Here is a 21,934-nt window from a genome sequence, read left to right on the forward strand (position 1 = left end):
GCGAATATTGCGCCTTTTCCGATGCGCGTCGAGGTTTGCGGCATCTACTTCAAGGCGTAGACCCGCCCGCGCCCTTCGACCTTTTCGGAAGTCACCTCGAGCCCGAGCTTCCTCTTCAGGGGGCCTGCCATGGCCCCCCTGACCGTGTGGGCAGCCCATTCGAGCGCGGTGGCGATCTCTTCGATGGTGGCGCCGCCCGGCGCGCGCAACATCTCGATCAGCGCTTCCTGCTTGGTGCCTTTCCGGCGCTGGACCGGTGCGGTGACCGTTTCGGCAGGCGTCGTGGTCGTTTCGGCCTCCGTGATCCCGAGCGTGCTCTGTGCCAGCGGCGTCGCGCGCAGGGTGATCGGGCCGCGCTCCTCGTCGTGCCGCCAGACGGTGTTGAGGTCGGTGGCGGGGATTTCCTCGATCAGCCCGAGCTTCAGGAGGCTCTTGCAGACATTCCCGACAGCGCCGCCCTTCAGCTTGGCGGTGACGGGAAAGACCGCGCCATCGTCGCGCGCGCAGGCCGCCGATAGGACAACGGCTTGGGTGTCGGTCAGCTGGATCTGGGTCATGGGGTCGTCTCCGTTCTCGGGGCCGCGACTGCCGCTGCCCTCCTACGACCCCAAGCCGCGCTGGGCGCGCGGCGCGGGTTCTGGCGTTGCGGTTGGTCAGACGGCGTGTTCACCTTCCTTGAAGGCGCTGTCGGTGATCTCGCGCAGCCGGTCGCGGTAGTGGTTCAGGGTGCCGACGTGCCCCCAGTGGATCTCGTCAGGGCTGGTCTTGAAATGGTCGGCGCTCAGGGCGGCGAGCCGCTCCAGCATCGCGTCGATCTCGGACTTGGCGGCGATGAAGGCGTCGAGGGCCTTGGAATTGTCGGTCTTGCGGCGGGTCATCTTGGTGGCTCCATGGTGAGTTGCATCGTCGTTCTGACGGGACGTTCGCTCCGGTCGCGACGCTTATCAACGCGATAAGCACATGAATCTGAATGATAATCGGAGCCATAGATGCAGGGCATGAGCGAGCGCCAGTACGCCGCGCATGTCGGGCTGTCGCGGGGTGCGATCCAAAAGGCCAAGGCCGCCGAGCGGCTGGTCCTCTATCCCGACGGCAGCATCAACGCGACCGCCAGCGACGCACGCCGGGCGGAAACCACGGACCCCTCGAAGACCCGCAAGCCGCCCGATCTGAAGCTGAAGCCCGTTCCCGAGGCGGCGGTGGCCGCCGTCGGCGACACGCTCCGCGAACAGGGTCTGGCAGTCCCCGCAGTCGGCGGCGGCACGACCTTCCTGCAGGCCAAGACCGCGAACGAGGTGCTGAAGGCGCAGGAACGGCGCATCCGGCTGCAAAAGCTGAAGGGGGAGTTGATCGAGCGGGCCCGGGCGCTGTCGCTGGTGTTCCGCCTGGCGCGGGAGGAACGGGACGCATGGGTGAACTGGCCCCCGCGTGCGGCGGCGCTGATGGCGGCCGATCTGGGCGTCGAGCCAGCCGCGATGCAGAAGGTCCTGGAGAAACATGTCCGCGCCCACCTCGACGAGCTTGCCGAGGTCCGGCCCGACTTCCGGTGATGAGGACCGGTTTCGCGACAGCGAAACGCAAGGGCCCAGTGGACCGTTGCGAGGGACGAATGCCCGGAGCGGAAGCGCAGGGCCGGAAGATGGCCTGACCGACTTCGATGGCGCGGCGGAAATCCTGCGCACCTGGGGTGCGGGGCTGACGCCCGACCCCGACCTGACGGTGTCGCAATGGGCAGACAAGCACCGGATGCTGTCGGGTCGCGCATCGGCCGAACCCGGGCGGTATCGCACGGGGCGCACGCCCTACATGCGCGAGATCATGGATCGGCTGTCGCCGGGCGATCCCACGCAGCGGATCGTGTTCATGAAGGCCGCACAGGTCGGCGCCACCGAGGCCGGCAACAACTGGATCGGCTTTGCCATCCACCAGGCACCGGGCCCGATGCTGGCGGTCCAGCCGACGGTGGAATTGGCGAAACGCAACTCGCGCCAGCGGATCGATCCGCTGATCGACGAGAGCCCCGACCTGCGGGAGCGGGTCAAACCGGCCCGGTCCCGCGACGCGGGCAACACGATGCTGTCCAAGGAATTCGCGGGCGGCATCCTGATCATGACCGGGGCGAACTCGGCAGTCGGGCTGCGCTCGACCCCGGCGCGTTACATCTTCCTCGACGAGGTCGACGCCTATCCGGCCTCGGCCGACGAGGAAGGTGACCCGGTCACGCTGGCCGAGGCGCGCTCGCTGACCTTCGCCCACCGGCGCAAGGTCTTCCTGGTCTCGACGCCCACCATCCGGGGGCTGAGCCGGATCGAACGGGAATACGAAGCCAGCGACCAGCGGCGGTTCTTCGTGCCGTGCCCGCATTGCGGGGCGATGCAGTGGCTGAAGTTCGACCGGCTGCGCTGGCAGAAGGGCAAGCCGGAAACGGCGGAATATCATTGCGAAGTGTGTGATGCGCCAATCGGCGAACACAACAAGACGGCGATGCTGGAGGGCGGCGAATGGCGGGCGACCGCCGTTGCCGCCGATCCGACCACGGTCGGGTATCACCTCTCGGCGCTCTATTCGCCGGTGGGCTGGCTCAGCTGGGCTCGCATCGCCCGCGGCTGGGAGGCGGCCCAAGGGTCGGACGAGGCGATCAAGGCATTCCGCAACACCATCCTCGGCGAGACATGGGTCGAGAGCGGCGAAGCGCCGGACTGGCAGCGGCTTTACGACCGCCGTGAAGCGTGGAAACCGGGCACGATTCCTGCAGGTGGGCTGTTCCTCACGGCCGGGGCCGACGTCCAGAAGGACCGCATCGAGGTCGACGTCTGGGCCTGGGGTCGCGGGTTGGAAAGCTGGCTCGTCGATCATGTCGTGATCGAGGGTGGGCCCGACCGGCACGACGCCTGGTCGGAACTGACGGCGCTGCTCGACCGGTCCTGGCCGCACGAACGCGGCGCGCATCTGCACATCGCGCGGCTGGCCATCGACACGGGCTACGAGGCTCCGGCGGTCTATTCCTGGTCGCGGGCGCAGGGGTTTGGGCAGGTGTCGCCGGTGAAGGGCGTCGAGGGGTTCAATCGTTCCAGCCCGGTGTCGGGGCCGACATTCGTCGATGCGACCGAGGGCGGCAAACGCCTGCGACGCGGGGCGCGGCTCTGGACCGTGGCTGTGTCGACCTTCAAGGCCGAGACCTATCGTTTCCTGCGGCTGGCGCGGCCCACCGAGGAGGAGATGGCCGACGGGGCGGCGTTCCCGCCCGGCTCAGTGCATCTGCCGCACTGGGTCGAGAACGAATGGCTGAAGCAGGTCGTGGCCGAGCAGCTGGTGACGGTGCGCACGAAGCGCGGCTTTGCGCGGCTGGAATGGCAGAAGCTGCGCGAGCGAAACGAGGCGCTCGATTGCCGGGTCTATGCCCGCGCCGCCGCGTGGATCGCGGGTGCGGACCGCTGGTCTGAGGAGAAATGGCGCGACCTCGAGGATCAACTCGGGGCCGCCCCCACCGACACCGATCCCGCCGGGCAGATCAACCGGCCGGGACAGGCCCCGCAGGGCAAGCGCCGCTCCGACTGGCTCGGACGGCGCGGAGGATGGTTTTGAGCATGACGGACTGGACGGAAACCGAGCTCTCGGCGCTGCGCCGGGCCTATGCCAGCGGCACGACGCGGGTCAGCTATGATGGCAAGTCCTTGGACTATGGCTCGTCCGAGGACCTGCTGGGGCGAATCCGCACCATCGAGCGCGCGATTGCAGGCGTCGGCCGACCGCTGCCGGTGGCCGGGCTTGCGGGCTTCTCGCGCGGGGACCGGTGATGTCGGCGACCTGGTTCGACCATGCCATCGCAACCGTGGCGCCGCGCATGGCCGCGCGCCGCGTGATGGCACGGCAGGCCTTCGAGACCCTGACGCGCGGCTATGATGGCGCGGCGCGCGGGCGTCGCACCGAGGGCTGGCGTGCGCCGGGATCCTCGGCCGACACCGAGATCGGCGGCGCCGGGGCGCTGCTACGCGACCGGATGCGCGATCTCGTACGCAACAACCCGCATGCGGCAAAAGCTGTGGCCGTCCTCGTCAACAACATCATCGGCGCGGGCATCATGCCGCGCGCCGCCAGCGGCGACGACAAGCTAGACCAAACAGTTGACGCGCTATTCTCCCACTGGACGGCGGAGTGCGACGCCGATGGCCAGCTCGATTTCTACGGGTTGCAGACACTGATCTGCCGCGAAATGGTCGAGGCGGGCGAGGTGCTGGTGCGCCGCCGCTTGCGTCGATCGTCGGACGGCCTGCCGGTGCCGCTGCAACTGCAGGTGCTGGAGGCCGACTTCCTCGACGCCACCAAATCCGGCGCCCTCGGCGCGGGGCGGCTGGTGCAGGGGATCGAGTTCGACCCGGTCGGCAAGCGCCGGGCCTACTGGCTCCACGCGGAGCATCCCGGCGACGCCTATGGGGCCTTGCAGAACGGTCTGCAGAGTCGCCCGGTCCCGGCGGCCGAGATCGCCCATGTCTACGAGAAGCAGCGCACGCAGGCGCGCGGCGTTCCCTGGGGCGCGCCGGTGATCCGCAGTTTGCGCGATCTCGACGATTACGAGGTGGCCGAACTCGTTCGCAAGAAGACCGAGGCCTGCGTGACCGCCATCGTCTTCGGTGATGACGAGGCGCAGCAGGGCATCGCGCCTTCCGTCGTTGATGCCGATGGTAACCGGGTCGAGCAGTTCGAGCCGGGGCTGATCGCCTATGCCCGTGGCGGCAAGGACATCCGGTTCAACCAGCCCGCTGCCACCGGCGGCTATGGTGAGTACAAGCGCGCGAGCCTGCACACGATCTCGGCCGGGTTCCGGGTGCCCTACGAGCTGCTGACCGGCGATCTCAGCCAGGTCAATTACTCATCGATCCGGGCGGGGCTCGTCGAGTTCCGCCGCATGATCGACGCCGTCCAGTGGCAGCTCTTCATCCCGATGCTCTGCGCGCCGGTCTGGCGCTGGTTCACCGAGGCTGCATGGGCGGCGGGGCAGATCCCGACGCCGGACGTGCCGGTGGAATGGTCGCCGCCGAAGTTCGACGCGGTCGATCCCTACAAGGATGCGATGGCCGATCTGCTGGCGATCCGGACCGGCACGATGACGCTGGCGCAGGCCATCGCCCGGCAGGGCCACAACCCGGACGCGGTGCTGGCAGAAATCGCCGCGACCAACGCCAAGCTCGATGACCTCGGCCTCGTGCTCGACAGCGATCCGCGCCGCGTCACCAAGACCGGCAGCGCGCAGGCGGGCGATCCGGCCAAAGACCCTGCCATTGACACGGCCGAACCCCAAACCGACGCAGAGGAGAACTAGGGCCATGCCCGACACGATCATGGCGGCTCCGGTCGCCCTGCCGATGCAGCTGCGGCGCGCGCCCATCCTGCCCGCGACCGTCAATTCCGAGGCGCGCTCGGTCGACGTGGTCTTCACCACCGGCGCGGCCGTCCGGCGGCGGCGCTGGACCGGCTGGGACACCTCGGTGCCCTTCGACGAGATCCTCGAGGTGAGCGACAGGGCGGTGGACCTCACGCGCCTCAACGCCGGGGCCCCGGCGCTCGACAGCCATTCGGTCTGGTCCTCCTACTCGCAGGTGGGCGTGGTCGAACGCGCCTGGATCGAGGGCAAGGAAGGCAAGGCCACCATCCGCTTCCCGCGCGAGGGGCTCGACCAGGCCGCCGACCGCATGTTCGGCCTGATCAGCGACGGCATCATCCGCAACGTCTCGGTCGGCTATTCCATCGAGCGGGTGAAGGTGGTCGAGCCCGCCGCGAAGGGTGAGGTCGAGCAGCGCATCGTCGAACGCTGGACCCCGCTCGAGGTCAGCTTCGTGACCGTTCCCGCCGATCCCCGCGCACAGGTACGTGCGGCCGATCAGGCCAGCTATCCCGTCGAGATCGTCGACACCCGCATGCAAAAGGAGGCATCCATGCCTGAGAGCACGACCATCGTGGCTGGGGATGTCCCCGCCAGCACCGAGACCCGCCAGCAGCCTGTCGCGGCCCCGGCGCAACCCGAACCGACGACTGCGCGCATGCCAGACCCGGCGCCTGCGCCCGACAGCGAGGCCATCGCAACCCGCGCCCGCGAGGCCGAGCGCGACCGGGTGTCCACGATCTACGATCTGACCGGCCGTCTGAACCTCGAGCGCAACTTCGCCGAGGATCTGGTCAAGCGTGGTGTCAGCGTGGACGAGTCCCGTCGCCTGATCCTCGACCAGGTCGCCGCCAAGTCCGACGAAACCCGGACCTTCCCCCATGTCTCGGTCCCCCTCGGCGGCCGCGACGAGCGCATCACCCGCCGCGACGCCGTGGCGAACGCGCTGCTGCATCGCTACAGCCCGACGCTGTTTCCGTTGGAAGACGCCGCGCGCCAGTATCGCGGTATGACGCTGCTGGAACTCGCCCGTGAAAGCCTCGGCAATGCCGGGGTGAACACGCGGGGGCTGTCGCGCGACGAGGTCGCGACCCGGGCGCTGCATTCGACCTCGGACTTCCCCGAGATCCTGTCGGCCGTCACCAACAAGACCCTGCGCCAGGCCTATGACGCCTATCCCCGGACCTTCGCGCTCTTCTGCCGTCAGGTGCTGGCGACCGACTTCAAGTCGATGCACCGGGTCCAGCTTGGCGAAGCGCCCCAGCTTCTGGAAGTGGGCGAAAGCGGCGAGTTCAAGCGCGGGACGCTCGGGGAGTCGAAGGAGAGCTACAAGGTCAAGACCTATGGCCGGGTCGTCGCCATCACCCGGCAGGTGCTGATCAACGACGACCTCGACGCCTTCACACGGATCCCGGCGATGTACGGCAACTCCATCGCGCAGCTGGAAAGCGACGTGGTCTGGGGCATCATCACCGCGAACCCCGCCATGGCCGATGGCAACGCGCTGTTCCATGCCACCCATAAGAACCTGGCCGGGACGGGGGCTGCACTGGACGTGGCGAGCGTCGGCTCGGCGCGGGCGGCGATGGCGCTGCAGACCGGTCTCGACAAGAAGACCGTGTTGAACATCCGCCCCGCCTTCCTGATCGTGCCCGCGGCCCTTGAACTGAAGGCCGAGCAACTGGTCGCCCAGAACCTCGTGCCTGCGGACAGCGCCAAGGTGGTGCCGCAGTCGATCCGCACCCTCTCGCCGATCAGCGAGCCGCGTCTCGATGCGGCCAGCGCCACCTCCTGGTATCTGGCGGCCTCGCCCAATCAGATCGACACCATCGAATACGCCTATCTCGAGGGCCAGCAGGGCGCCTACATCGAGACCCGCAACGGCTTCGACGTCGACGGCGTCGAGATCAAGTGCCGCCTCGACTTCGGCGCCAAGGCCATCGACTGGCGCGGTCTCTACAAGAACCCCGGCGCGTAAGGTCAGATGAGGCCGTAGAGATCGCGGCGTCCGTGCACGGCGCGGACGATCTCGATGTCGTCGCCGACGATCCGGTAGAGCAGCAGATAGGACCCGCTCACCAGATAGCGCAGCCCGGGGCGGATATCGTCCCGGGCCGGGCCCATCTGCGGATTGTCCGCGAGGTGGCTGGCGACCTCGTCCAGCCGGTCGAGCACGCGGTCGGCGGCGGACGGATCGTCCTCGGCGATGTGCGCCCAGATCTCGATCAGGTCTTCGCGGGCCGCCCGCGCGAAGAAGATCCGCGGCATGCGTGTCAGGACGCGCTTCTGCGGTTCCGGGCTTCGCGCTTGATGTCAGTCATGGTCGTGCCGGCCTCCGCGCGTCCGCTGGCGACGCCTTCGTCCCAGAGTTCGCCGACAATCCGCCGCGCCCGCCACTCGCGCAGCGCCTCGCGGACCACTTCGCTCGACGAGGCATAGGCGCCACTGCCCACCGCCTCCTGCAGCAGAGCGGCATGCTCGTCGGTGATGGAAATGCTGATCTTTCCGGCCATGTCCGATCCTCCTGCCGCAAAGGTAGGAAAAATTCGCACCACGCGCAACTGTCACCAGAAGGGACACCCCGATGAAAAACTACGTCCAGCCCGGCAACACCATCACCCTGACCGCGCCCTATGCCGTCACCTCCGGCGATGGGCTGCTTGTCGGCTCCATCTTCGGCGTCGCCGCTGGCACCGCCGCCGTTGGCGAGGCGGTCGAGGCCGCGCTCACCGGCGTCTACGATCTGAAGAAGGTCGCATCGCAAGCCTGGACCGCGGGCGACAAGGTCTATTGGGACAACACCGCAAAGGAAGCGACCAAGACCACCACCTCGAACACCCTGATCGGCGTGGCTGTGGTCGCAGTGGCGGGCGGCGCAGGCGATACCATCGGCCGGGTGCGCCTGAACGCGAGCTTCTGATGAACGCCTTCGCCACCGCGCTCAGTGCGCTCTTCGCCGATCCGAACATCGGTCGCGACGCGGTCTATATCGCCGATGGCGGCGCGCCCCAACTGGTGCGCATCGTCGCCCGTCGCGCCGATGCGGTCACCGACTTCGGCGATGCCCGGCTCTGGTCCGAAACTACGCGCATCGACCTGCGCGTGGCCGAGGTGCCAGCCCCGCGCCCCGGCGACCGCATCGAGATCGACGGCGACGCCTTCCTCATCCAGGGCGAGCCTGTCCGCGACCGCGAGCGGCTGGTCTGGACCGTAGACTTGCGCCCGGTTTGACCGTGATGAAGCTCAAGCTCGACATCGATCCCGACATCGTCGCGATGATGGCGGCCGAGGTCGCGGCGGGCGAACGCGCGGTCTCGGCCGCAATCCGCGAGGCCGGGACAGGGCTGAAGGCCGCCTGGCGGCTGCAGATCACCGGCGCGGGGCTCGGGGCCCGGCTTGCCCGCGCCATCCGGTCGGAGCAGTTCCCCAAGGCCAAACCCAGCCTGAATGCGGCGACCGTGGTCTGGTCCAATGCCCCGGTCATCGTCGGCGCCCATGACACAGGTCCGCTGATCCGCTCGAAGAACGGCCTCTGGCTGGCGATCCCCACACCTGCTGCAGGCAAATCCTTGCGGGGCGGTCGGATCACGCCCGCCGAATGGGAACGCCGCACCGGTCTGCGCCTGCGCTTCGTCTATCGCCGCAGGGGCCCGAGCTTGCTGGTGGCCGAGGGGCGGCTGAATACGAAGGGCCGCGCCGTGGCGTCAAAGTCGAAAACCGGCCGTGGCGTCGTGACGGCACCGATCTTCTTGCTTGTGCCGCAGGTCAAGCTGCCGAAGCGGCTGGATCTGACACGGGATGCAGAGCGCGCGGTAGATGGCGTGCCGGGGCGGATTGTGGCGAATTGGGTGGAGGCCAAGGTGTGATCACCACCCGCCCATCAGTAGCCAGCCTCGCGCTGATGGCGCACCGCCAAGACCACCGCCGTTTCACCATCAAACCGATAAAGCGACACATAGCCACTGTCGCCAAAGGTAATGAACCACTCGCGGAATTCCGGTTCCATGTCCTCGACCGGCCGCCCGGCACCGGGCTGATCGCGCAGGATGTTCATGCCCTCGCGGATGGATTTGGCCGCACGGCGGGCGGCCTCAGGGTTCTTCTCGGCAAGGAAGCGGTAAAGCCGTTCGACATCCCGCAGCGCGGCTGGCGACCAGATCAGTTGTGGCATTCAGGAGCTGCCGCCTCTTCGCCTGCTTCCAGTTTGGCAAGCCAGGCATCGGCTTCGTCATGCGTGACGTGTTTGCCGGTCGCCTGAAACTCTTCCCAAGCCTGAAGCCCGGCCTGCCGGAACGCTTCGCGCTTCTCCTCGCGATCGACGAACTGCGCCACGGCCTCACGCAGCATCCAATGGGTGGAGCGGTCCTTTGCATCCGCCAACCGTTTGAGGCGGTCACGAGTATCCTGATCGAGCTTCACGGCGATGGGGCGGACGGCGTTCATGGGTACGGCTCCGGGCGAGTATTCATGGGTATTACCTTTAGCATATCGCTGACTGTCGCAGAAGTCACAATTGAGCCAAGGGCCACCGAATGCCAACTTCTCGCGAAACCATCCTCACCGCGCTGCATGCGCGGCTCTCGGCGCTGCCCGCGACCGCCCTGCGCGGTGACGTGCTGCCCGAGCGCGTGCCCGCCGCTGGCCTCCTGATCCTGCGCGACGGCGAACCCGGCGAGCCCGAGGTGACGCTGTCGCCCCTGCGCTACCACTACCAGCATCGCACCGAGATCGAGGCGGTCGTGCAGGGCGCCGCCCGAGACGTCGCCTTCGACACCCTCTGCGCTGGCATTGGCGCGGCGCTTGCCGCTGACCGCACTCTGGGCGGCCTCTGCGACTGGGTCGAGGCGGAAGCGCCGCGTCCGGTCGATCTGGCCGTGGAGGGTGCCGCGAGCCTGAAGGCGGCCGTGATCCCGGTGGTGTTGCATTATTCAGCGGCCGATCCGCTCGGCTGATACCGGCAGCGGGCCCCATCCTGCGTTCGGCGGGACGAAAGTCCACCGGACCTTTGTCTGATCCGCCTCACTCCACCACCGATCCGCTCGGCTGACCCCACTCACCACAGGAGAACACGATGGCACGAGCCCATGGGGCGCGGGCGCAGATGGCGCTTGCGTTCGAGAACGTCTATGGCACCCCGCCCGCCTCGGGCTATCGAACGGTGCCGTTTGCCAGCACCACGCTCGGCTCCGAACAGCCTCTGATCGCCTCGGAACTGCTGGGCCAGGGGCGCGACCCGCTGGCCCCGATCAAGGATGCGGTCACCGCAGACGGCGATGTCGTCGTGCCGATCGACGTCGAGAACTTCGGCCTCTGGCTGAAGGCGGCTTTCGGCGCGCCGGTCACGTCGGGCACCACGCCCAAGACCCACACCTTCCAGTCCGGCAACTGGACGCTGCCGAGCATGGCCATCGAGACGGCCATGCCCGAGGTGCCGCGCTATGCGATGTACACCGGCTGCGTCTGCGATCAGCTGTCGTGGCAAATGGCGCGGTCGGGGCTGCTGACCGCGACGGCCCGACTGGTGGCGCAGGGCGAGAACGTCGCGGCCACAACAGCCGCTGGCACGCCCACGTCGCTGGCCCTGCAGCGGTTCGGACATTTCAACGGGGCGATCACGCGGAACGGCACGTCGCTCGGCAACGTCATCTCGGCCGAGGTGACCTATTCCAACGGCCTCGACCGGATCGAGACCATCCGCAACGATGGCCGGATTGAAGGGGCCGACCCGGGCATGGCCGCCCTGACCGGCCGGGTGGAGGTGCGATTTGCCGACACCACCCTGATCACGCAGGCCATCGACGGCACGCCCTGCGAGCTGGTCTTCGCCTGGAACCTCGGCGCCAACGCCAGCTTCACCTTCACCGCGCACGCCGTCTACCTGCCGCGCCCCCGGATCGAAATCCCGGGCCCGCAGGGCATTCAGGCCACTTTCGACTGGCAGGCGGCCAAGGCCACCAGCCCCGCCCGGATGTGCACCGCCGTCCTCGTCAACACTGTCGCAACCTATTGAGAAGGCCCGTCATGCTGACCCTCGATCTTTCGAACGCGCCGCAGTGGTGCGACCTCATCCCCGGAGTGCGTGTCCGGCTCCGCCCGCTGACCACCGCACTCATGGTCTCCGCGCGGGGCGATCCCTCGATTGCCGACCTGCCCGAGGGGGCGGCGACCGAGGAGGCGGCACTCGCCATGGCCAGGGCGCTGGCGCGGCGTGCGATCCTCGAATGGGAGGGGATCGGCGATGCGGATGGCAATCCCATCGAGCCAAGCCCAGAGGCCATCGACGCGCTTCTCGACCTCTGGCCCGCCTTCGAGGCGTTCCAGACGCTTTACGTCGCCAAGGCCCTCCTGCTGGACGCGGAAAAAAACGCCTCCGCGCCCTCGCCGACTGGTCCTTCGGTGGGGGCGAAGGCTACTGCGCGGCCTGCGGAACAACCTGTCCCGACTGCCCCGCACGGCTGAACCGGCCGCTGACCATCGAAGGCGCGCAGGTCTGGGACCTGGCGCAGCGCCTTGGCGGGCAGATGCGCGTCATCCCCGGCGCGGTGATCGGCTGGGACATGGGCGCGGCGCTGGCCTTGGGCGCGGCCCTCGGCATCTCTGCACCCGCCATCGCCGAACTGCTGCCCGCCCTCGAGGCGGTGATGGTCCGCCGCGTCAACGAGCAGATCGCGGCGAGCCGCGACTGACCCCATTCCACCCGGAGCCCCGATCCCATGGCCGAGAAACGCGTCTCCGTCCGGCTTGCCGCGGTGGGCGGCCGCCAGGTGCGCGCCGAACTGGAGGGGATCGGTGAGGCCGGATCCCGTGGCTTCGGCCGCCTGTCCTCCGAGATGGAGCTCGCCAACACGCGGCTGGCCAGCTTCGCGCGCCGGGCCGGGATCGCGCTGGCGGCGGTCGCCGCAGCTGCGGCTGCGGCTGGCGTGGCGATGGTTCGCTCGGGGCTGGCCAACATCGATGCGCAGGCGAAACTCGCGCAGTCGATGCGGACGACCGTGGAGAGCATCCAGACCCTGACCTGGGCCGGGGAACTGGCAGGCGTCTCGATGGGCGAGATCGAGCAGGCGACGAAGAAGCTGACCACCCGCCTGTCGGAGGCGGCCAGCGGTTCCGGCGCGGCGGTCGGCGCGCTCCGGCGGCTGAACCTGACGGCGGCGGAACTGCAGGCGCTGCCGCTCGACCAGCGCATCGTCGCGATCCAGGACGCGCTGACCCGCTTCGTGCCCGAGGCCGAGCGGGCGGCCGTGGCCTCGGACCTCTTCGGAGACCGGGCGGCGCTCGCCTTCCTGCGGATCGACAGCGCCACGCTGCGCGATGCTGCCCGCGACGTGCAGGACTTCGGGGTGGCGGTCAGCGCGGCCGATGCCGCCCAGATCGAGCGGACGGGCGATGCCATCGCGCGCCTGAGCCTGATCTGGACCGGCCTCGTGAACCGCCTGACCGTCGCCGTCGCCCCGGCGCTCGAGACCATCGCCACAAAACTCGCCGACATGGCGCGCGCGACCGGTCCCATCGGGCAGGCGATCACCGCGCTCTTCGACAACCTCGGGCGTCTGGCGTCCTATGCGGCAACCTTCGCCGCCGTCATGGCCGGGCGCTGGGTCGCGAGAATGGCTGCGGCGGCCCTGTCGGTGCGCGGCCTTGCCACCGCCTTGGTGTTCCTGCGAGGCGCGCTGATCCGCACCGGCATCGGGGCGCTGATCGTCGGCGCCGGGGAACTGGTCTATCAGTTCTCGCAACTCGTGGCCCGGGTCGGCGGCGTGGGCGAAGCGTTCCGGCTGCTGGGCGATCTGGCCAGCGAGGTCTGGTCCCGCATCGGCCTGTCGCTGGACGCGGCGCTGGCCCGTATGGCGGCCGGATGGGAGGGGCTGAAGGCGGCCGGGCTATCGGCCCTCGAGGGAACCATCGCGGGCGTGGTCAGCTTCGGCGACCGCACGGCGGCGATCTTCCAGGGCGCCTATGACGCTGCCGTCGCAATCTGGGGCAGTCTGCCCGGGGCCATCGGCGATTTCGCCTTCCAGGCGGCGAACGGGCTGATCTCCGGCGTCGAGGCGATGCTGAATGGCGTCGTCACCCGGATCAACAGCTTCATCGAGACCCTGAACGCGGCCCTGGCGTTGCTGCCGGAATGGGCCACCGGCGAAGGCGGGGTGCGGATCGGCATCCTCGATCCGGTGGAACTGGGGCGGATCGGCAACCCGTTCGAGGGCGCGGCAACGGCCGCAGGGGCTGCGGCGGCGGATGCCTTTTCGGCGGCCCTCGCGCGGACCTATCTGGAACCGCCCGACCTCGGGCTCGGGGCCTTGGCCGAGGACGCCCGCGCCCGGGCCGATGGCTATCGCGAAGCGGCTGGCATGCTGGCCGATGCCGCCGGTCGGCCGCTGGCCAGCTGGCAGGCGCTGAAGGATGCCATGTCCGGCACGGGGGCTGACGCCGAGACCGCGCTGGCTGACGCCGCTGCTGCGGCCGGGGCACTGGGCGACGAACTGGACGATACCGGCGGGGCGGCAAGTCGCGCCGGTGCGGCCGGGCGGCAGGCAGGGGCCGATACTGCCGCCGGAGCCGAGCAGGCCCTCACCGGCTGGCAAGCCGTCACGGCCGCACTTGCCGACTACGCCGCCAAGGCGCGCGAAATCGGCGGGGATATCGGCAGCGCGCTGGTCGGGGCTTTCCAGAGCGCCGAGAACGCCATCGGCGACTTCGTGAAGACCGGCAGGCTCGACTTCCGCGACCTGGTCACGTCGATGATCGCCGACCTCGCGAAGCTCGCGGCTCGCCGCTTCATCCTCGGCCCCATCGCCAATGCCCTTTCCGGCGCGCTGGGCGGGGCGGGTGGGATTTTCGCGAACATCCTGCATGCGGGCGGGGTGGTCGGCGCCCCGGGTCCCGGCCGGATGGTCCCGGCGCTGGCCTTTGCGAATGCCCCGCGCATGCACAGCGGCGGTTGGGCCGGGCTGCGGCCCGACGAGGTGCCCGCGATCCTGCAACGCGGGGAGCGGGTCCTGTCCCGGCGCGAGGCGGCAGGGTTCGGCCAGTCGGGCGCGTCCACCGTCAATGTCACGATCAACGCCCGCGACGCCGAGAGCTTTCGGCAATCCCGCACGCAGGTCGCGAGTGACATCGCCCGCGCTGTCTCGCTGGGCCGAAGGGGGATGTGATGGCATTTCACGAGGTCCGCTTTCCGGACAACATCAGCCGTGGGGCGCGCGGCGGCCCGGAGCGGCGCACCCAGATCGTCGAGCTGGCCAGCGGGGCCGAGGAACGCAACGCCAGCTGGGCCAATTCGCGCCGCCGCTATGATGTCGCCTATGGCATCCGCCGCGCCGACGATCTGGCAGCGGTCGTCGCCTTCTTCGAGGCGCGCAACGGCCGCCTCCACGGCTTCCGCTTCAAGGACTGGGCAGACTTCAAGTCCTGCTTGCCGTCGCAGACGCCGGTGCCGACCGATCAACCCATCGGCACCGGCAACGGAGCGGCCACGCAGTTCCAGCTGGCCAAGCGCTACACCTCCGGCGCGCAGTCCTGGTCGCGGGCCATCACCAAGCCCGTCGCCGGGACGGTCACCATTGCCTTGAACGGCCTGCCGCAAGCCTCCGGTTGGTCGGTCTCCACCGCTACCGGCCTTGTCACTTTCACGACCGCCCCCTCCGCAGGCGTCGCCATCACCGCGGGCTTCGAATTCGACGTCCCCGTTCGCTTCGACACCGACATGCTCGACGTCACCCTCGACCTCGAACGGCTCGGGTCGATCACCTCGATCCCGCTCCTGGAGATCCGCACATGAACGACGAGACCGGGTTTCTGGCGGCGGTGCTGCGCGAGCTTGCAGCCTCGACGGCGGTGATCCTCGCCGCCTGGGGCGCGCTGGGCGGCGCGACCAATGCCCTGACCACGCGCATGCGGCTGCGCGACGCGCTGCGCCACATCCTGCTCGGCGGGCTGATCGCAGCCGGAATGGGAAGCCTGTCGATGGCGCTCGTCACCGCCTGGCTCGCCTTGCCGCCGCAGGCGATCCCCGCGGGCGGGGCGGCAGGCTCGGCCGCCTATCTCGTGGGCGTCTTCGGCCCTGCCTTCATCGAACTCGTCCTCGCCCGTCTGCGTGGCGCGAAGGGAGGGGCCGACGATGAATGACCTTCTCCGCCTTGCGCGCGCCCTTCGCTGCGACCCGGGCGATCCAGGACAGACTTTCTCCCACCGCCTGCGCATCGGCCTTGCCATCGCCGCGCTGATCCTCTTCCTCTCGCTCCTCAGGTAATCCCATGCACATGACAGACCGGGGCCTTCTGGCCCTCGTCCGGCACGAGGGAATCGTGCCCGGACCCTATCTCGACGTGAAGACCGTCTGGACCTTCGGCATCGGCCATACAGCCGCCGCGGGGCCGCCCGATCCGGCGAAGATGCCCCGCGGGATTTCCGCCGACCTCGACGCCGGGATCCGCGAGGCCTTCAGGGTCTTCCGCGCAGACCTTGCCGCCTACGAGGCCGAGGTGCGACGCGCCGTGAAGGTGCCGCTGGAACCACATGAGTTCGATGCGCTGGTCTCCTTCCACTACAACACTGGCGCGATCTCCAGAGCCACGCTGACGAAAGCGCTCAACGTCGGCAATCGCGTTGCAGCCGCCGACGCGTTTCTGAACTGGCGGCGACCGGCCGCGATCATCCCGCGCCGCGAGGCCGAGCGCGACCTCTTCCGCCACTGCCGCTATCCCGGCGGGACGATCCCGGTCTGGTCCGTGGACCGCGGGGGCCGTGTCGACTTTTTGCGCCCCGTCCGCCGCCTGACCGAGGCCGAGGCGCTGGCGCTCCTGCGCCCGCAGCACGTGCTGCAGCCGTCTGTCCCACAGCCTAAGCCGGGTACACCTGCCGGTTGGCTCGCCCGGCTGGTCGGCCATTTCACCACCCTGATCCGGAGGGCCTGATCCCATGCGTTACATCCGTCCGACCTCGCTCACCTGGTGGGCGGGGCTGCTCGCCTTCGCGACCGGCGCCGCCTCCCTCGCGCTGCCCGCCACCGGCCCGCTGGCCGATCTCGCCCGGCTGATCACGCTCCTGTCTGGCTCCGGCGATGCATCGCCCGCCGCGCTGATAGCGCTCGGCCTTGGCCTCATCGGCCTGCGCGACCGGATCGAACGCGGGTTCCGCGGCGATGATTGAGTTTCTCGCAGGCATGGTCGTGGGCGGTGCCGTCGGCTTCCTGATCGCCGCCCTCTGCGCGGCAGCGGCGAGGGGAGACCGGCCATGAAGTCCCTCCCGCCCGCGCTGCAAGCCCATCTCGACGAGGGCACGACGACCCTCGCTTGGTGCTGGCGCATCACCCGGGCCGATGGCGTGACCTTCGGCTTCACCGACCATGACCGGACCCTCACCTTCGACGGGACGGAATTCGAACCGGAAAGCGGGCTGACCGCGTCCGAGGTCCGGTCGGGGTCCGACCTCTCCGTGGACGCGCAGGACGCGCAAGGCGTGCTGTCCTCCGACCGGATCACCGAGACAGACATCCTCGACGGCCGCTGGGACAACGCGGCGGTCGAGGTCTGGCGGGTGAACTGGTCGGCCCCTTCGCAGCGCGTGCTGATGCGGCGCGGGGCCATCGGCCAGATCCGGCGCGGGCGGCTCGCCTTCGTGGCGGAGGTGCGGAGCCTTGCCCATGTCCTCGGACAGACGGTCGGGCGGACGTTTCAGGCGAGTTGCGATGCCGCGCTGGGCGATCCGCGCTGCGGGGTGAACCTCGAGGCCCCGGCCTTCACGGGCACCGGCGCGGTGATCGATGTGCTGCGCGACCGGGCCTTCACCGCTTCCGGCCTCGCCAGCTACGTGGCGGGCTGGTTCGCCTTCGGCCTGGTGGAATGGTCGACCGGCGCGAATGCGGGGCGGCGGGTCGAGGTGTTGTCGCATGACCTCGTCGACGGCGTCGCCATCCTGACCCTGCTGGAGGCGCCGGTGCGCCCGATCACGGCGACGGATGCCTTCGTGATCCGGGCGGGCTGCGACAAGCGGATCGCGACCTGCGGGACGAAGTTCGCCAATGTCGCGAACTTCCGGGGCTTCCCGCACATCCCAGGGCAAGACGCAGTCCTTCGCTACGCCACCAAGGACGGCGGCCATGAGGGAGCGGTGCTTTGACGGCCGCCGATCCTGCCCGCGTCATCGTTGTCGCGCGATCCTGGGTCGGCACGCCCTATCACGACCAGGCCAGCCTGCGCGGGGTCGGCTGCGATTGCCTCGGCCTCGCGCGTGGCATCTGGCGGGAGGTCGTCGGGCCTGAACCTTTCCCGATCCCGCCCTACAGCCGGGATTGGGGCGAGACCGGGCCGAGGGAGGTGCTGGCGGAGGGCGCAGGCCGCATGATGCCGGAAATCGCAGCAGCCGATGCGCCTCCCGGCGCTCTTATCCTGTTCCGCATGATGCCCCGCGCCATCGCCAAGCATGTGGGTATCCTGACCGGTCCCGACACCTTCCTCCACGCCTACGAACGCCTCGGCGTGATCGAGGAAGCGCTGACACCTGCGTGGCGACGGCGCATCGCCTTCGCCTTCCTGTTCCCTGCACGCTGAGATTTCCGCCATGGCGACGCTTGTCCTCGGTGCCGTCGGCTCCGCCATCGGCGGGGCCTTTGGCGGCGCGATCCTCGGCTTCTCTGGCGCCGCCATCGGCGGTTTCATCGGCTCGACCATCGGGTCGGTCGTCGACAGTTGGATCGTGTCCTCGCTGGCGCCCGCGCAGAAGATCGAGGGCCAGCGACTCGACAGCTTGCGCATCACCTCGGCCACCGAGGGCGCGATCATCCCGCGCCTCTACGGGCGCATGCGGATCGGCGGCAACATCGTCTGGGCCACCGATTTCCGCGAGGAGACCAGGACCACGACGCAAGGCGGCGGCAAGGGTGGTGGTGGCGGCAAGGTCCGGACGACCGAGTATCTGTACTACGCCAGCTTCGCGGTCGCCCTTTGCGAAGGCCCGATCACCGGCATCGGGCGCATCTGGGCAGACGGCAAACCGCTCGACATGACCGGCATCACCTTGCGCTGGTATCCCGGCGATGAGGCGCAGACGGCCGACCCGTTCATCGCGGCGAAGATGGGGGCGGCCAACACCCCGGCCTATCGCGGCACGGCCTATGTCGTCTTCGAGGAACTGCCGCTTTCTACCTACGGCAATCGCCTGCCGCAGCTCAGCTTCGAAGTGTTCCGGCCGCTGGCCGATCCCGACACGGCCGAGGGGCTGGTCAAGGCGGTAACGATGATCCCGGCTTCGGGCGAATTCACCTATGCGACGGAGACGATCCGCAAGAGCGCGGGCGGCTTCGGCGGCACGACCTCGGCCGAGAACCTCAACGCGCTGCCGGATGAGCCTGACATCATTGTGGCCCTCGATCGACTGCAGGCCATGGCCCCGGCCGTCGAAAGCGTCAGCCTGGTCGTCGCCTGGTTCGGCAATGACCTGCGCGCAGGCAACTGCACGATCAAGCCCGGCGTCGAGGTGGCGACAAAGGCCACCAGTCCCAAGGTCTGGACGGTCAACGGCGTAGCGCGGGCCAATGCGCATCTGGTGAGCCGCGATGCCGAGGACCGGCCCGTCTACGGTGGCACGCCTGCGGATTTCGCGGTTGTGCAGGCCATCCGCGAGATGAAGGCGCGCGGGCTGCGCGTCACCTTCTATCCCTTCCTGCTGATGGACGTGCCACCCGGCAACACGAAGCCCAATCCTTACAGCGCCAATGCCGCCACCGCTGGCCAGCCGACATTCCCCTGGCGTGGCCGCATCACCTGTTCCCCGGCAGCGGGTTTTGCAGGATCGGTGGACAAGACTGCCGCAGCCGCCACGCAGGTATCAGCCCTGTTCGGCACGGCGGCGCCCGCGAACTTCAGCGTGTCCGGCACCAATGTCAGCTGGACCGGGCCGGTAGGCGAATGGTCGCTGCGCCGGATGATCCTGCACTACGCGCATCTGTGCAAAGCGGCCGGCGGCGTCGATGCCTTCCTGATCGGCTCCGAAATGCCCGGCCTCACCACGATCCGCTCCAGCGCCAACGCCTATCCCGCCGTCACCGCCTTCAAATCCCTCGCCGCCGATGTCCGCAGCATTCTCGGCGCTGGTCCCAGGATCGGCTACGCCTCGGACTGGTCGGAGTATTTCGGTCACCAGCCGGGCGATGGAACAGGTGACGTGTTCTTCCACCTCGACCCGCTCTGGTCGGATGCCAACATCGACTTCATCGGCATCGACAACTACATGCCGCTCTCGGATTGGCGCGACGGCTTCGACCATGCCGATGCCATCGAGGGCTGGCCCGCGATCCATGACCGGGCCTACCTGCAGGCCAACATCGCGGGCGGCGAGGGCTTCGACTGGTTCTACGCCAGCGCGGCCGACCGGTCGGCGCAACTGCGGACGCCGATCACCGACGGTGCCGCAGGCAAACCGTGGGTGTTCCGCTACAAGGATCTCGCCGCCTGGTGGCAAAACGCGCATTTCAACCGGCCCGGTGGGGTGGAAAGCGGCACGCCCACGGCATGGGTGCCGCAGTCAAAGCCCGTCTGGTTCACCGAACTGGGGTGCCCCGCCATCGACCGGGGCACAAACCAGCCGAACGTCTTCTTCGACCCGAAGTCGTCCGAGAGCTTCACGCCCTACTTTTCGCGCGGCTGGCGCGACGATGCGATCCAGCGCGCCTATCTCGAAGCCAGCTGTCTCTGGTGGGGCGAAGGGGCGAACAACCCGACGTCGTCCGTCTACGGTGGCCGGATGGTCCATGTTCCGGAATGCGCCGCCTGGACCTGGGATGCGCGACCCTATCCGTTCTTCCCCGAACTGACCGGCGTCTGGACGGACGGGCCGAACTGGCGGCTGGGTCACTGGCTGACCGGACGGCTCGGCGCGGTGTCGCTGGCGGCCCTTGTCCGCCATCTCTGCCTGCGCGCTGGGCTGGCGGAAGACCTGATCGACGTGTCGGGTCTCTGGGGCGCGGTCGAGGGCTATGTGATCGGCGCGCTGGAAAGCCCCCGCGCATCGATTTCCACTTTGGCCCGCCACTTCGGTTTCGACGCCATCGAGACCGAGGGCGTGATCCGCTTCGTCATGCGCGGGCGGGCGTCCAACGTCACCCTTGCAGTGGATGATATGGTCTCCACCCGCGAGGGCGAGGCCTTCGAACTGACCCGCGGCCAGGAGACCGAACTGCCACAGGCGCTGAAGTGGCAGGTCGCCCGGGCGGACGAGGATTATGACGCGGCCCTCGTCGAGGCCCGCCGCATCACCGTCGATACCACGCGCATTGCCTCCGAGTCCTTCCCGATGGCGATCCCGCCCGAGGAGGCCGAACGCCGATGCCGCCGCGCGCTGATGGAAGCCTGGATCGGCCGGGAAAGTGCGACCTTCCGCCTGCCACCGTCGCGGTTGGCGCTGGACCCGACCGACATAATCCGGCTCGCGCATGACGGTCGCGAGGTCGAGTTCCGCCTCGTCTCGGTGGCCGATGCCAAGGCACGCGGGATCGAGGCCGTCCGCCAGGACCGCGCCGCCTATGACTTGCCGCCTGGCGATCCTCGCCCAGCCTCGCTCGCAAGCCCCGTCGCCTTCGGCACGCCGGAAGTGGTGATGCTGGACCTGCCACAAGTTTCGGAAGATCAGCCCGCCCATCGCCCCCTGATCGCCGCCCATGCCAGCCCCTGGCCCGGCGAGATCGCCGTCTTCCGCAGCGCCTCGACGGACGGGTTCAACCTCCTGACGACCTTCGGCAGTCGGGCCCGGATCGGCACGCTGGCCTTCGACTTCTTTCCCGGCCCGACTTCGAGGTTCGATTTGGGCAACGCGCTGGTGGTCGATCTTCTGTCGGGGACGCTGGAGAGCGTGACGGACGTCGTACTATTCGGTGGGGCGAACGCACTGGCGGTCGAGGCGACGGCGTGGACCTGGGAGATCGTCCAGGCTGGTGCGGCCGAACTGATCGCGCCTGGCCGCTACCGGCTGACCCGCCTCCTGCGCGGCCAGCGTGGAACAGAACATGCCATGGGCAATCCCGCCTTGGCCGGGGCGCGGGTTGTGGTCCTGGACGCCGCGCTGTCCGCCCTTCCCATCGCCGAAGCCGATCTCGGACTGCCATGGAACTGGCGGGTCGGCCCGGCCGCGCGCGCTGTCACCGATGACAGCTACGCCGCGCTGGGCTTCACCCCGACCGGGCGGGGCCTCGTCCCGTTCGCCCCGGCCCATGTCGAACAGCCATGGCGGATCGCGCGCAACCCGGGCGATCTCACCATCCGCTGGACACGGCGATCCCGCGCGCTGGTCGCCGATGCCTGGGAACAGGTCGAGGTGCCATTGGCCGAAGACCTGGAAAGCTACGACGTGCAGATCCTCGACGGGTCGACCGTCAAGCGCACGCTGACCGGCAGCACGACTTTCGTCCTCTACACCGCCGCCCAGCAGACTGCCGATTGGGGCGCGCCGCTCGGGCCAGGCCAGACGCTGGAGATCCGCATCTTCCAACTCTCGAACCGCCTCGGACGCGGCACGCCTGCGTCTTTCACGCTGCAATTCTGATCCCAACCCAAGGGAACC

At 68.9% G+C, this 21,934-nt stretch carries 27 protein-coding genes; 21 read left to right on the plus strand and 6 right to left on the minus strand.

The genetic code is table 11. The annotated features are described in order from the left end of the window. Positions 1–44: 44 nt before the first annotated feature. Together FQU74_RS00615 and FQU74_RS00620 are read right to left on the minus strand one after the other, a co-directional pair. The gene (locus FQU74_RS00615; protein ID WP_146284365.1) at positions 45–557 is read right to left on the minus strand and encodes a DUF3489 domain-containing protein; all 513 of its coding nucleotides are present in this window, start codon (positions 555–557) and stop codon (positions 45–47) included. A 96-nt stretch (positions 558–653) separates the two neighbouring features. Then, on the minus strand, positions 654–878 hold the full coding sequence (locus FQU74_RS00620; protein ID WP_146284367.1) for a hypothetical protein: 225 nt from the start codon (positions 876–878) through the stop codon (positions 654–656). Between the two features lie 111 nt (positions 879–989). Here FQU74_RS00620 and FQU74_RS00625 point away from each other — a divergent pair, with 111 nt between their 5' ends. From FQU74_RS00625 to FQU74_RS00645, 5 genes are read left to right on the plus strand one after another with little or no spacing between them, the layout of a single operon-like run. Continuing rightward, positions 990–1,550: a hypothetical protein gene (locus FQU74_RS00625; protein ID WP_146284369.1), complete on the plus strand. Its 561-nt coding sequence runs from the start codon at positions 990–992 to the stop codon at positions 1,548–1,550. 46 nt (positions 1,551–1,596) lie between these two features. Beyond that, entirely contained in the window at positions 1,597–3,585 is a 1,989-nt protein-coding gene (locus FQU74_RS00630; RefSeq protein WP_206664974.1) for a phage terminase large subunit family protein, read from the plus strand. 2 nt (positions 3,586–3,587) lie between these two features. Then, positions 3,588–3,797: a phage head-tail joining protein gene (locus FQU74_RS00635; RefSeq protein ID WP_146284370.1), complete on the plus strand. Its 210-nt coding sequence runs from the start codon at positions 3,588–3,590 to the stop codon at positions 3,795–3,797. After that, positions 3,797–5,320, plus strand: coding sequence for a phage portal protein (locus tag FQU74_RS00640; protein ID WP_146284372.1), 1,524 nt, complete (start codon positions 3,797–3,799; stop codon positions 5,318–5,320). Before FQU74_RS00635 ends, FQU74_RS00640 begins: the two co-directional genes overlap by 1 nt. A gap of 4 nt (positions 5,321–5,324) precedes the next feature. Further along, entirely contained in the window at positions 5,325–7,358 is a 2,034-nt protein-coding gene (locus FQU74_RS00645) for a prohead protease/major capsid protein fusion protein (RefSeq protein ID WP_229704465.1), read from the plus strand. Positions 7,359–7,360: 2 nt separating this feature from the next. On the opposite strand, the gene FQU74_RS00650 is transcribed toward FQU74_RS00645, so the two are convergent. Both FQU74_RS00650 and FQU74_RS00655 read right to left on the minus strand, forming a co-directional pair. Then, complete coding sequence (locus FQU74_RS00650; RefSeq protein WP_146284374.1) at positions 7,361–7,648, minus strand: type II toxin-antitoxin system RelE/ParE family toxin; 288 nt, start codon at positions 7,646–7,648, stop codon at positions 7,361–7,363. Positions 7,649–7,653: 5 nt separating this feature from the next. After that, on the minus strand, positions 7,654–7,893 hold the full coding sequence (locus tag FQU74_RS00655) for a ribbon-helix-helix domain-containing protein (protein WP_146284376.1): 240 nt from the start codon (positions 7,891–7,893) through the stop codon (positions 7,654–7,656). 71 nt (positions 7,894–7,964) lie between these two features. On the opposite strand from FQU74_RS00655, the gene FQU74_RS00660 reads away from it, so the two are divergent. From FQU74_RS00660 to FQU74_RS00670, 3 genes are read left to right on the plus strand one after another with little or no spacing between them, the layout of a single operon-like run. After that, positions 7,965–8,300: a DUF2190 family protein gene (locus tag FQU74_RS00660; protein WP_146284378.1), complete on the plus strand. Its 336-nt coding sequence runs from the start codon at positions 7,965–7,967 to the stop codon at positions 8,298–8,300. Next, entirely contained in the window at positions 8,300–8,611 is a 312-nt protein-coding gene (locus FQU74_RS00665; RefSeq protein WP_146284380.1) for a head-tail joining protein, read from the plus strand. The genes FQU74_RS00660 and FQU74_RS00665 overlap by 1 nt, the downstream gene beginning before the upstream one ends. Positions 8,612–8,616: 5 nt before the next feature. Then, positions 8,617–9,246, plus strand: coding sequence for a DUF6441 family protein (locus tag FQU74_RS00670; RefSeq protein WP_146284382.1), 630 nt, complete (start codon positions 8,617–8,619; stop codon positions 9,244–9,246). A gap of 14 nt (positions 9,247–9,260) precedes the next feature. Here the strand turns inward: FQU74_RS00670 and FQU74_RS00675 are convergent, their stop codons facing one another. Both FQU74_RS00675 and FQU74_RS00680 read right to left on the minus strand, forming a co-directional pair. Next, entirely contained in the window at positions 9,261–9,551 is a 291-nt protein-coding gene (locus tag FQU74_RS00675; RefSeq protein WP_146284384.1) for a type II toxin-antitoxin system RelE/ParE family toxin, read from the minus strand. Beyond that, the gene (locus FQU74_RS00680; RefSeq protein ID WP_146284386.1) at positions 9,539–9,823 is read right to left on the minus strand and encodes a CopG family ribbon-helix-helix protein; all 285 of its coding nucleotides are present in this window, start codon (positions 9,821–9,823) and stop codon (positions 9,539–9,541) included. The genes FQU74_RS00675 and FQU74_RS00680 overlap by 13 nt, the downstream gene beginning before the upstream one ends. Before the next feature lie 89 nt (positions 9,824–9,912). On the opposite strand from FQU74_RS00680, the gene FQU74_RS00685 reads away from it, so the two are divergent. The 13 genes from FQU74_RS00685 (at position 9,913) to FQU74_RS00735 (ending at position 21,916) form a co-directional block, all read left to right on the plus strand. Beyond that, on the plus strand, positions 9,913–10,332 hold the full coding sequence (locus FQU74_RS00685) for an acyl-CoA transferase (RefSeq protein ID WP_146284387.1): 420 nt from the start codon (positions 9,913–9,915) through the stop codon (positions 10,330–10,332). A gap of 119 nt (positions 10,333–10,451) precedes the next feature. Next, positions 10,452–11,390 (plus strand): phage tail tube protein, encoded by a 939-nt coding sequence (locus tag FQU74_RS00690; RefSeq protein ID WP_146284389.1) that lies wholly within the window; start codon positions 10,452–10,454, stop codon positions 11,388–11,390. A gap of 11 nt (positions 11,391–11,401) precedes the next feature. Next, positions 11,402–11,839, plus strand: a complete 438-nt coding sequence (locus FQU74_RS00695; RefSeq protein ID WP_146284391.1) for a hypothetical protein — start codon at positions 11,402–11,404, stop codon at positions 11,837–11,839. Between the two features lie 62 nt (positions 11,840–11,901). Continuing rightward, positions 11,902–12,066, plus strand: a complete 165-nt coding sequence (locus FQU74_RS19375; RefSeq protein ID WP_170246178.1) for a DUF7697 family protein — start codon at positions 11,902–11,904, stop codon at positions 12,064–12,066. 27 nt (positions 12,067–12,093) lie between these two features. Further along, a complete protein-coding gene (locus FQU74_RS00700; protein ID WP_146284393.1) occupies positions 12,094–14,535 on the plus strand; it encodes a phage tail tape measure C-terminal domain-containing protein in 2,442 nt (813 codons plus the stop codon). After that, complete coding sequence (locus tag FQU74_RS00705) at positions 14,535–15,161, plus strand: DUF2460 domain-containing protein (protein WP_146284395.1); 627 nt, start codon at positions 14,535–14,537, stop codon at positions 15,159–15,161. Before FQU74_RS00700 ends, FQU74_RS00705 begins: the two co-directional genes overlap by 1 nt. Continuing rightward, the gene (locus tag FQU74_RS00710; protein ID WP_146284397.1) at positions 15,158–15,508 is read left to right on the plus strand and encodes a hypothetical protein; all 351 of its coding nucleotides are present in this window, start codon (positions 15,158–15,160) and stop codon (positions 15,506–15,508) included. Before FQU74_RS00705 ends, FQU74_RS00710 begins: the two co-directional genes overlap by 4 nt. Continuing rightward, complete coding sequence (locus FQU74_RS19675; protein WP_268236796.1) at positions 15,501–15,632, plus strand: hypothetical protein; 132 nt, start codon at positions 15,501–15,503, stop codon at positions 15,630–15,632. Before FQU74_RS00710 ends, FQU74_RS19675 begins: the two co-directional genes overlap by 8 nt. Positions 15,633–15,642: 10 nt before the next feature. Further along, positions 15,643–16,296: a lysozyme gene (locus FQU74_RS00715; RefSeq protein WP_229704464.1), complete on the plus strand. Its 654-nt coding sequence runs from the start codon at positions 15,643–15,645 to the stop codon at positions 16,294–16,296. A 4-nt stretch (positions 16,297–16,300) separates the two neighbouring features. After that, on the plus strand, positions 16,301–16,531 hold the full coding sequence (locus FQU74_RS00720) for a hypothetical protein (RefSeq protein WP_146284400.1): 231 nt from the start codon (positions 16,301–16,303) through the stop codon (positions 16,529–16,531). An 84-nt stretch (positions 16,532–16,615) separates the two neighbouring features. Continuing rightward, on the plus strand, positions 16,616–17,500 hold the full coding sequence (locus FQU74_RS00725) for a DUF2163 domain-containing protein (RefSeq protein WP_146284402.1): 885 nt from the start codon (positions 16,616–16,618) through the stop codon (positions 17,498–17,500). Next, positions 17,497–17,931: an NlpC/P60 family protein gene (locus tag FQU74_RS00730; RefSeq protein ID WP_146284404.1), complete on the plus strand. Its 435-nt coding sequence runs from the start codon at positions 17,497–17,499 to the stop codon at positions 17,929–17,931. Before FQU74_RS00725 ends, FQU74_RS00730 begins: the two co-directional genes overlap by 4 nt. Positions 17,932–17,941: 10 nt before the next feature. Beyond that, entirely contained in the window at positions 17,942–21,916 is a 3,975-nt protein-coding gene (locus tag FQU74_RS00735; protein ID WP_146284406.1) for a baseplate multidomain protein megatron, read from the plus strand. The last annotated feature ends 18 nt before the right edge of the window (positions 21,917–21,934 follow it).

The organism is Gemmobacter aquaticus, from assembly GCF_007859075.1.
Lineage (GTDB): Bacteria > Pseudomonadota > Alphaproteobacteria > Rhodobacterales > Rhodobacteraceae > Gemmobacter > Gemmobacter aquaticus.

What these genes read in the sequence shown, in the direction of transcription:
- FQU74_RS00670 (WP_146284382.1), top strand. Translation starts at nt 8,617, where the DNA reads ATGAAGCTCAAGCTCGACATCGATCCCGACATCGTCGCGATGATGGCG.
- FQU74_RS19675 (WP_268236796.1), top strand. Translation starts at nt 15,501, where the DNA reads ATGAATGACCTTCTCCGCCTTGCGCGCGCCCTTCGCTGCGACCCGGGC.
- FQU74_RS00665 (WP_146284380.1), top strand. Translation starts at nt 8,300, where the DNA reads ATGAACGCCTTCGCCACCGCGCTCAGTGCGCTCTTCGCCGATCCGAAC.
- FQU74_RS00625 (WP_146284369.1), top strand. Translation starts at nt 990, where the DNA reads ATGCAGGGCATGAGCGAGCGCCAGTACGCCGCGCATGTCGGGCTGTCG.
- FQU74_RS00650 (WP_146284374.1), bottom strand. Translation starts at nt 7,648, where the DNA reads ATGCCGCGGATCTTCTTCGCGCGGGCGGCCCGCGAAGACCTGATCGAG.
- FQU74_RS00680 (WP_146284386.1), bottom strand. Translation starts at nt 9,823, where the DNA reads ATGAACGCCGTCCGCCCCATCGCCGTGAAGCTCGATCAGGATACTCGT.
- FQU74_RS00695 (WP_146284391.1), top strand. Translation starts at nt 11,402, where the DNA reads ATGCTGACCCTCGATCTTTCGAACGCGCCGCAGTGGTGCGACCTCATC.
- FQU74_RS00645 (WP_229704465.1), top strand. Translation starts at nt 5,325, where the DNA reads ATGCCCGACACGATCATGGCGGCTCCGGTCGCCCTGCCGATGCAGCTG.
- FQU74_RS00655 (WP_146284376.1), bottom strand. Translation starts at nt 7,893, where the DNA reads ATGGCCGGAAAGATCAGCATTTCCATCACCGACGAGCATGCCGCTCTG.
- FQU74_RS00675 (WP_146284384.1), bottom strand. Translation starts at nt 9,551, where the DNA reads ATGCCACAACTGATCTGGTCGCCAGCCGCGCTGCGGGATGTCGAACGG.
- FQU74_RS00725 (WP_146284402.1), top strand. Translation starts at nt 16,616, where the DNA reads ATGAAGTCCCTCCCGCCCGCGCTGCAAGCCCATCTCGACGAGGGCACG.
- FQU74_RS00700 (WP_146284393.1), top strand. Translation starts at nt 12,094, where the DNA reads ATGGCCGAGAAACGCGTCTCCGTCCGGCTTGCCGCGGTGGGCGGCCGC.
- FQU74_RS00720 (WP_146284400.1), top strand. Translation starts at nt 16,301, where the DNA reads ATGCGTTACATCCGTCCGACCTCGCTCACCTGGTGGGCGGGGCTGCTC.
- FQU74_RS00690 (WP_146284389.1), top strand. Translation starts at nt 10,452, where the DNA reads ATGGCACGAGCCCATGGGGCGCGGGCGCAGATGGCGCTTGCGTTCGAG.
- FQU74_RS00660 (WP_146284378.1), top strand. Translation starts at nt 7,965, where the DNA reads ATGAAAAACTACGTCCAGCCCGGCAACACCATCACCCTGACCGCGCCC.
- FQU74_RS00715 (WP_229704464.1), top strand. Translation starts at nt 15,643, where the DNA reads ATGACAGACCGGGGCCTTCTGGCCCTCGTCCGGCACGAGGGAATCGTG.
- FQU74_RS00640 (WP_146284372.1), top strand. Translation starts at nt 3,797, where the DNA reads ATGTCGGCGACCTGGTTCGACCATGCCATCGCAACCGTGGCGCCGCGC.
- FQU74_RS00735 (WP_146284406.1), top strand. Translation starts at nt 17,942, where the DNA reads ATGGCGACGCTTGTCCTCGGTGCCGTCGGCTCCGCCATCGGCGGGGCC.
- FQU74_RS00635 (WP_146284370.1), top strand. Translation starts at nt 3,588, where the DNA reads ATGACGGACTGGACGGAAACCGAGCTCTCGGCGCTGCGCCGGGCCTAT.
- FQU74_RS00710 (WP_146284397.1), top strand. Translation starts at nt 15,158, where the DNA reads ATGAACGACGAGACCGGGTTTCTGGCGGCGGTGCTGCGCGAGCTTGCA.
- FQU74_RS00685 (WP_146284387.1), top strand. Translation starts at nt 9,913, where the DNA reads ATGCCAACTTCTCGCGAAACCATCCTCACCGCGCTGCATGCGCGGCTC.
- FQU74_RS00620 (WP_146284367.1), bottom strand. Translation starts at nt 878, where the DNA reads ATGACCCGCCGCAAGACCGACAATTCCAAGGCCCTCGACGCCTTCATC.
- FQU74_RS00615 (WP_146284365.1), bottom strand. Translation starts at nt 557, where the DNA reads ATGACCCAGATCCAGCTGACCGACACCCAAGCCGTTGTCCTATCGGCG.
- FQU74_RS00705 (WP_146284395.1), top strand. Translation starts at nt 14,535, where the DNA reads ATGGCATTTCACGAGGTCCGCTTTCCGGACAACATCAGCCGTGGGGCG.
- FQU74_RS19375 (WP_170246178.1), top strand. Translation starts at nt 11,902, where the DNA reads ATGCGCGTCATCCCCGGCGCGGTGATCGGCTGGGACATGGGCGCGGCG.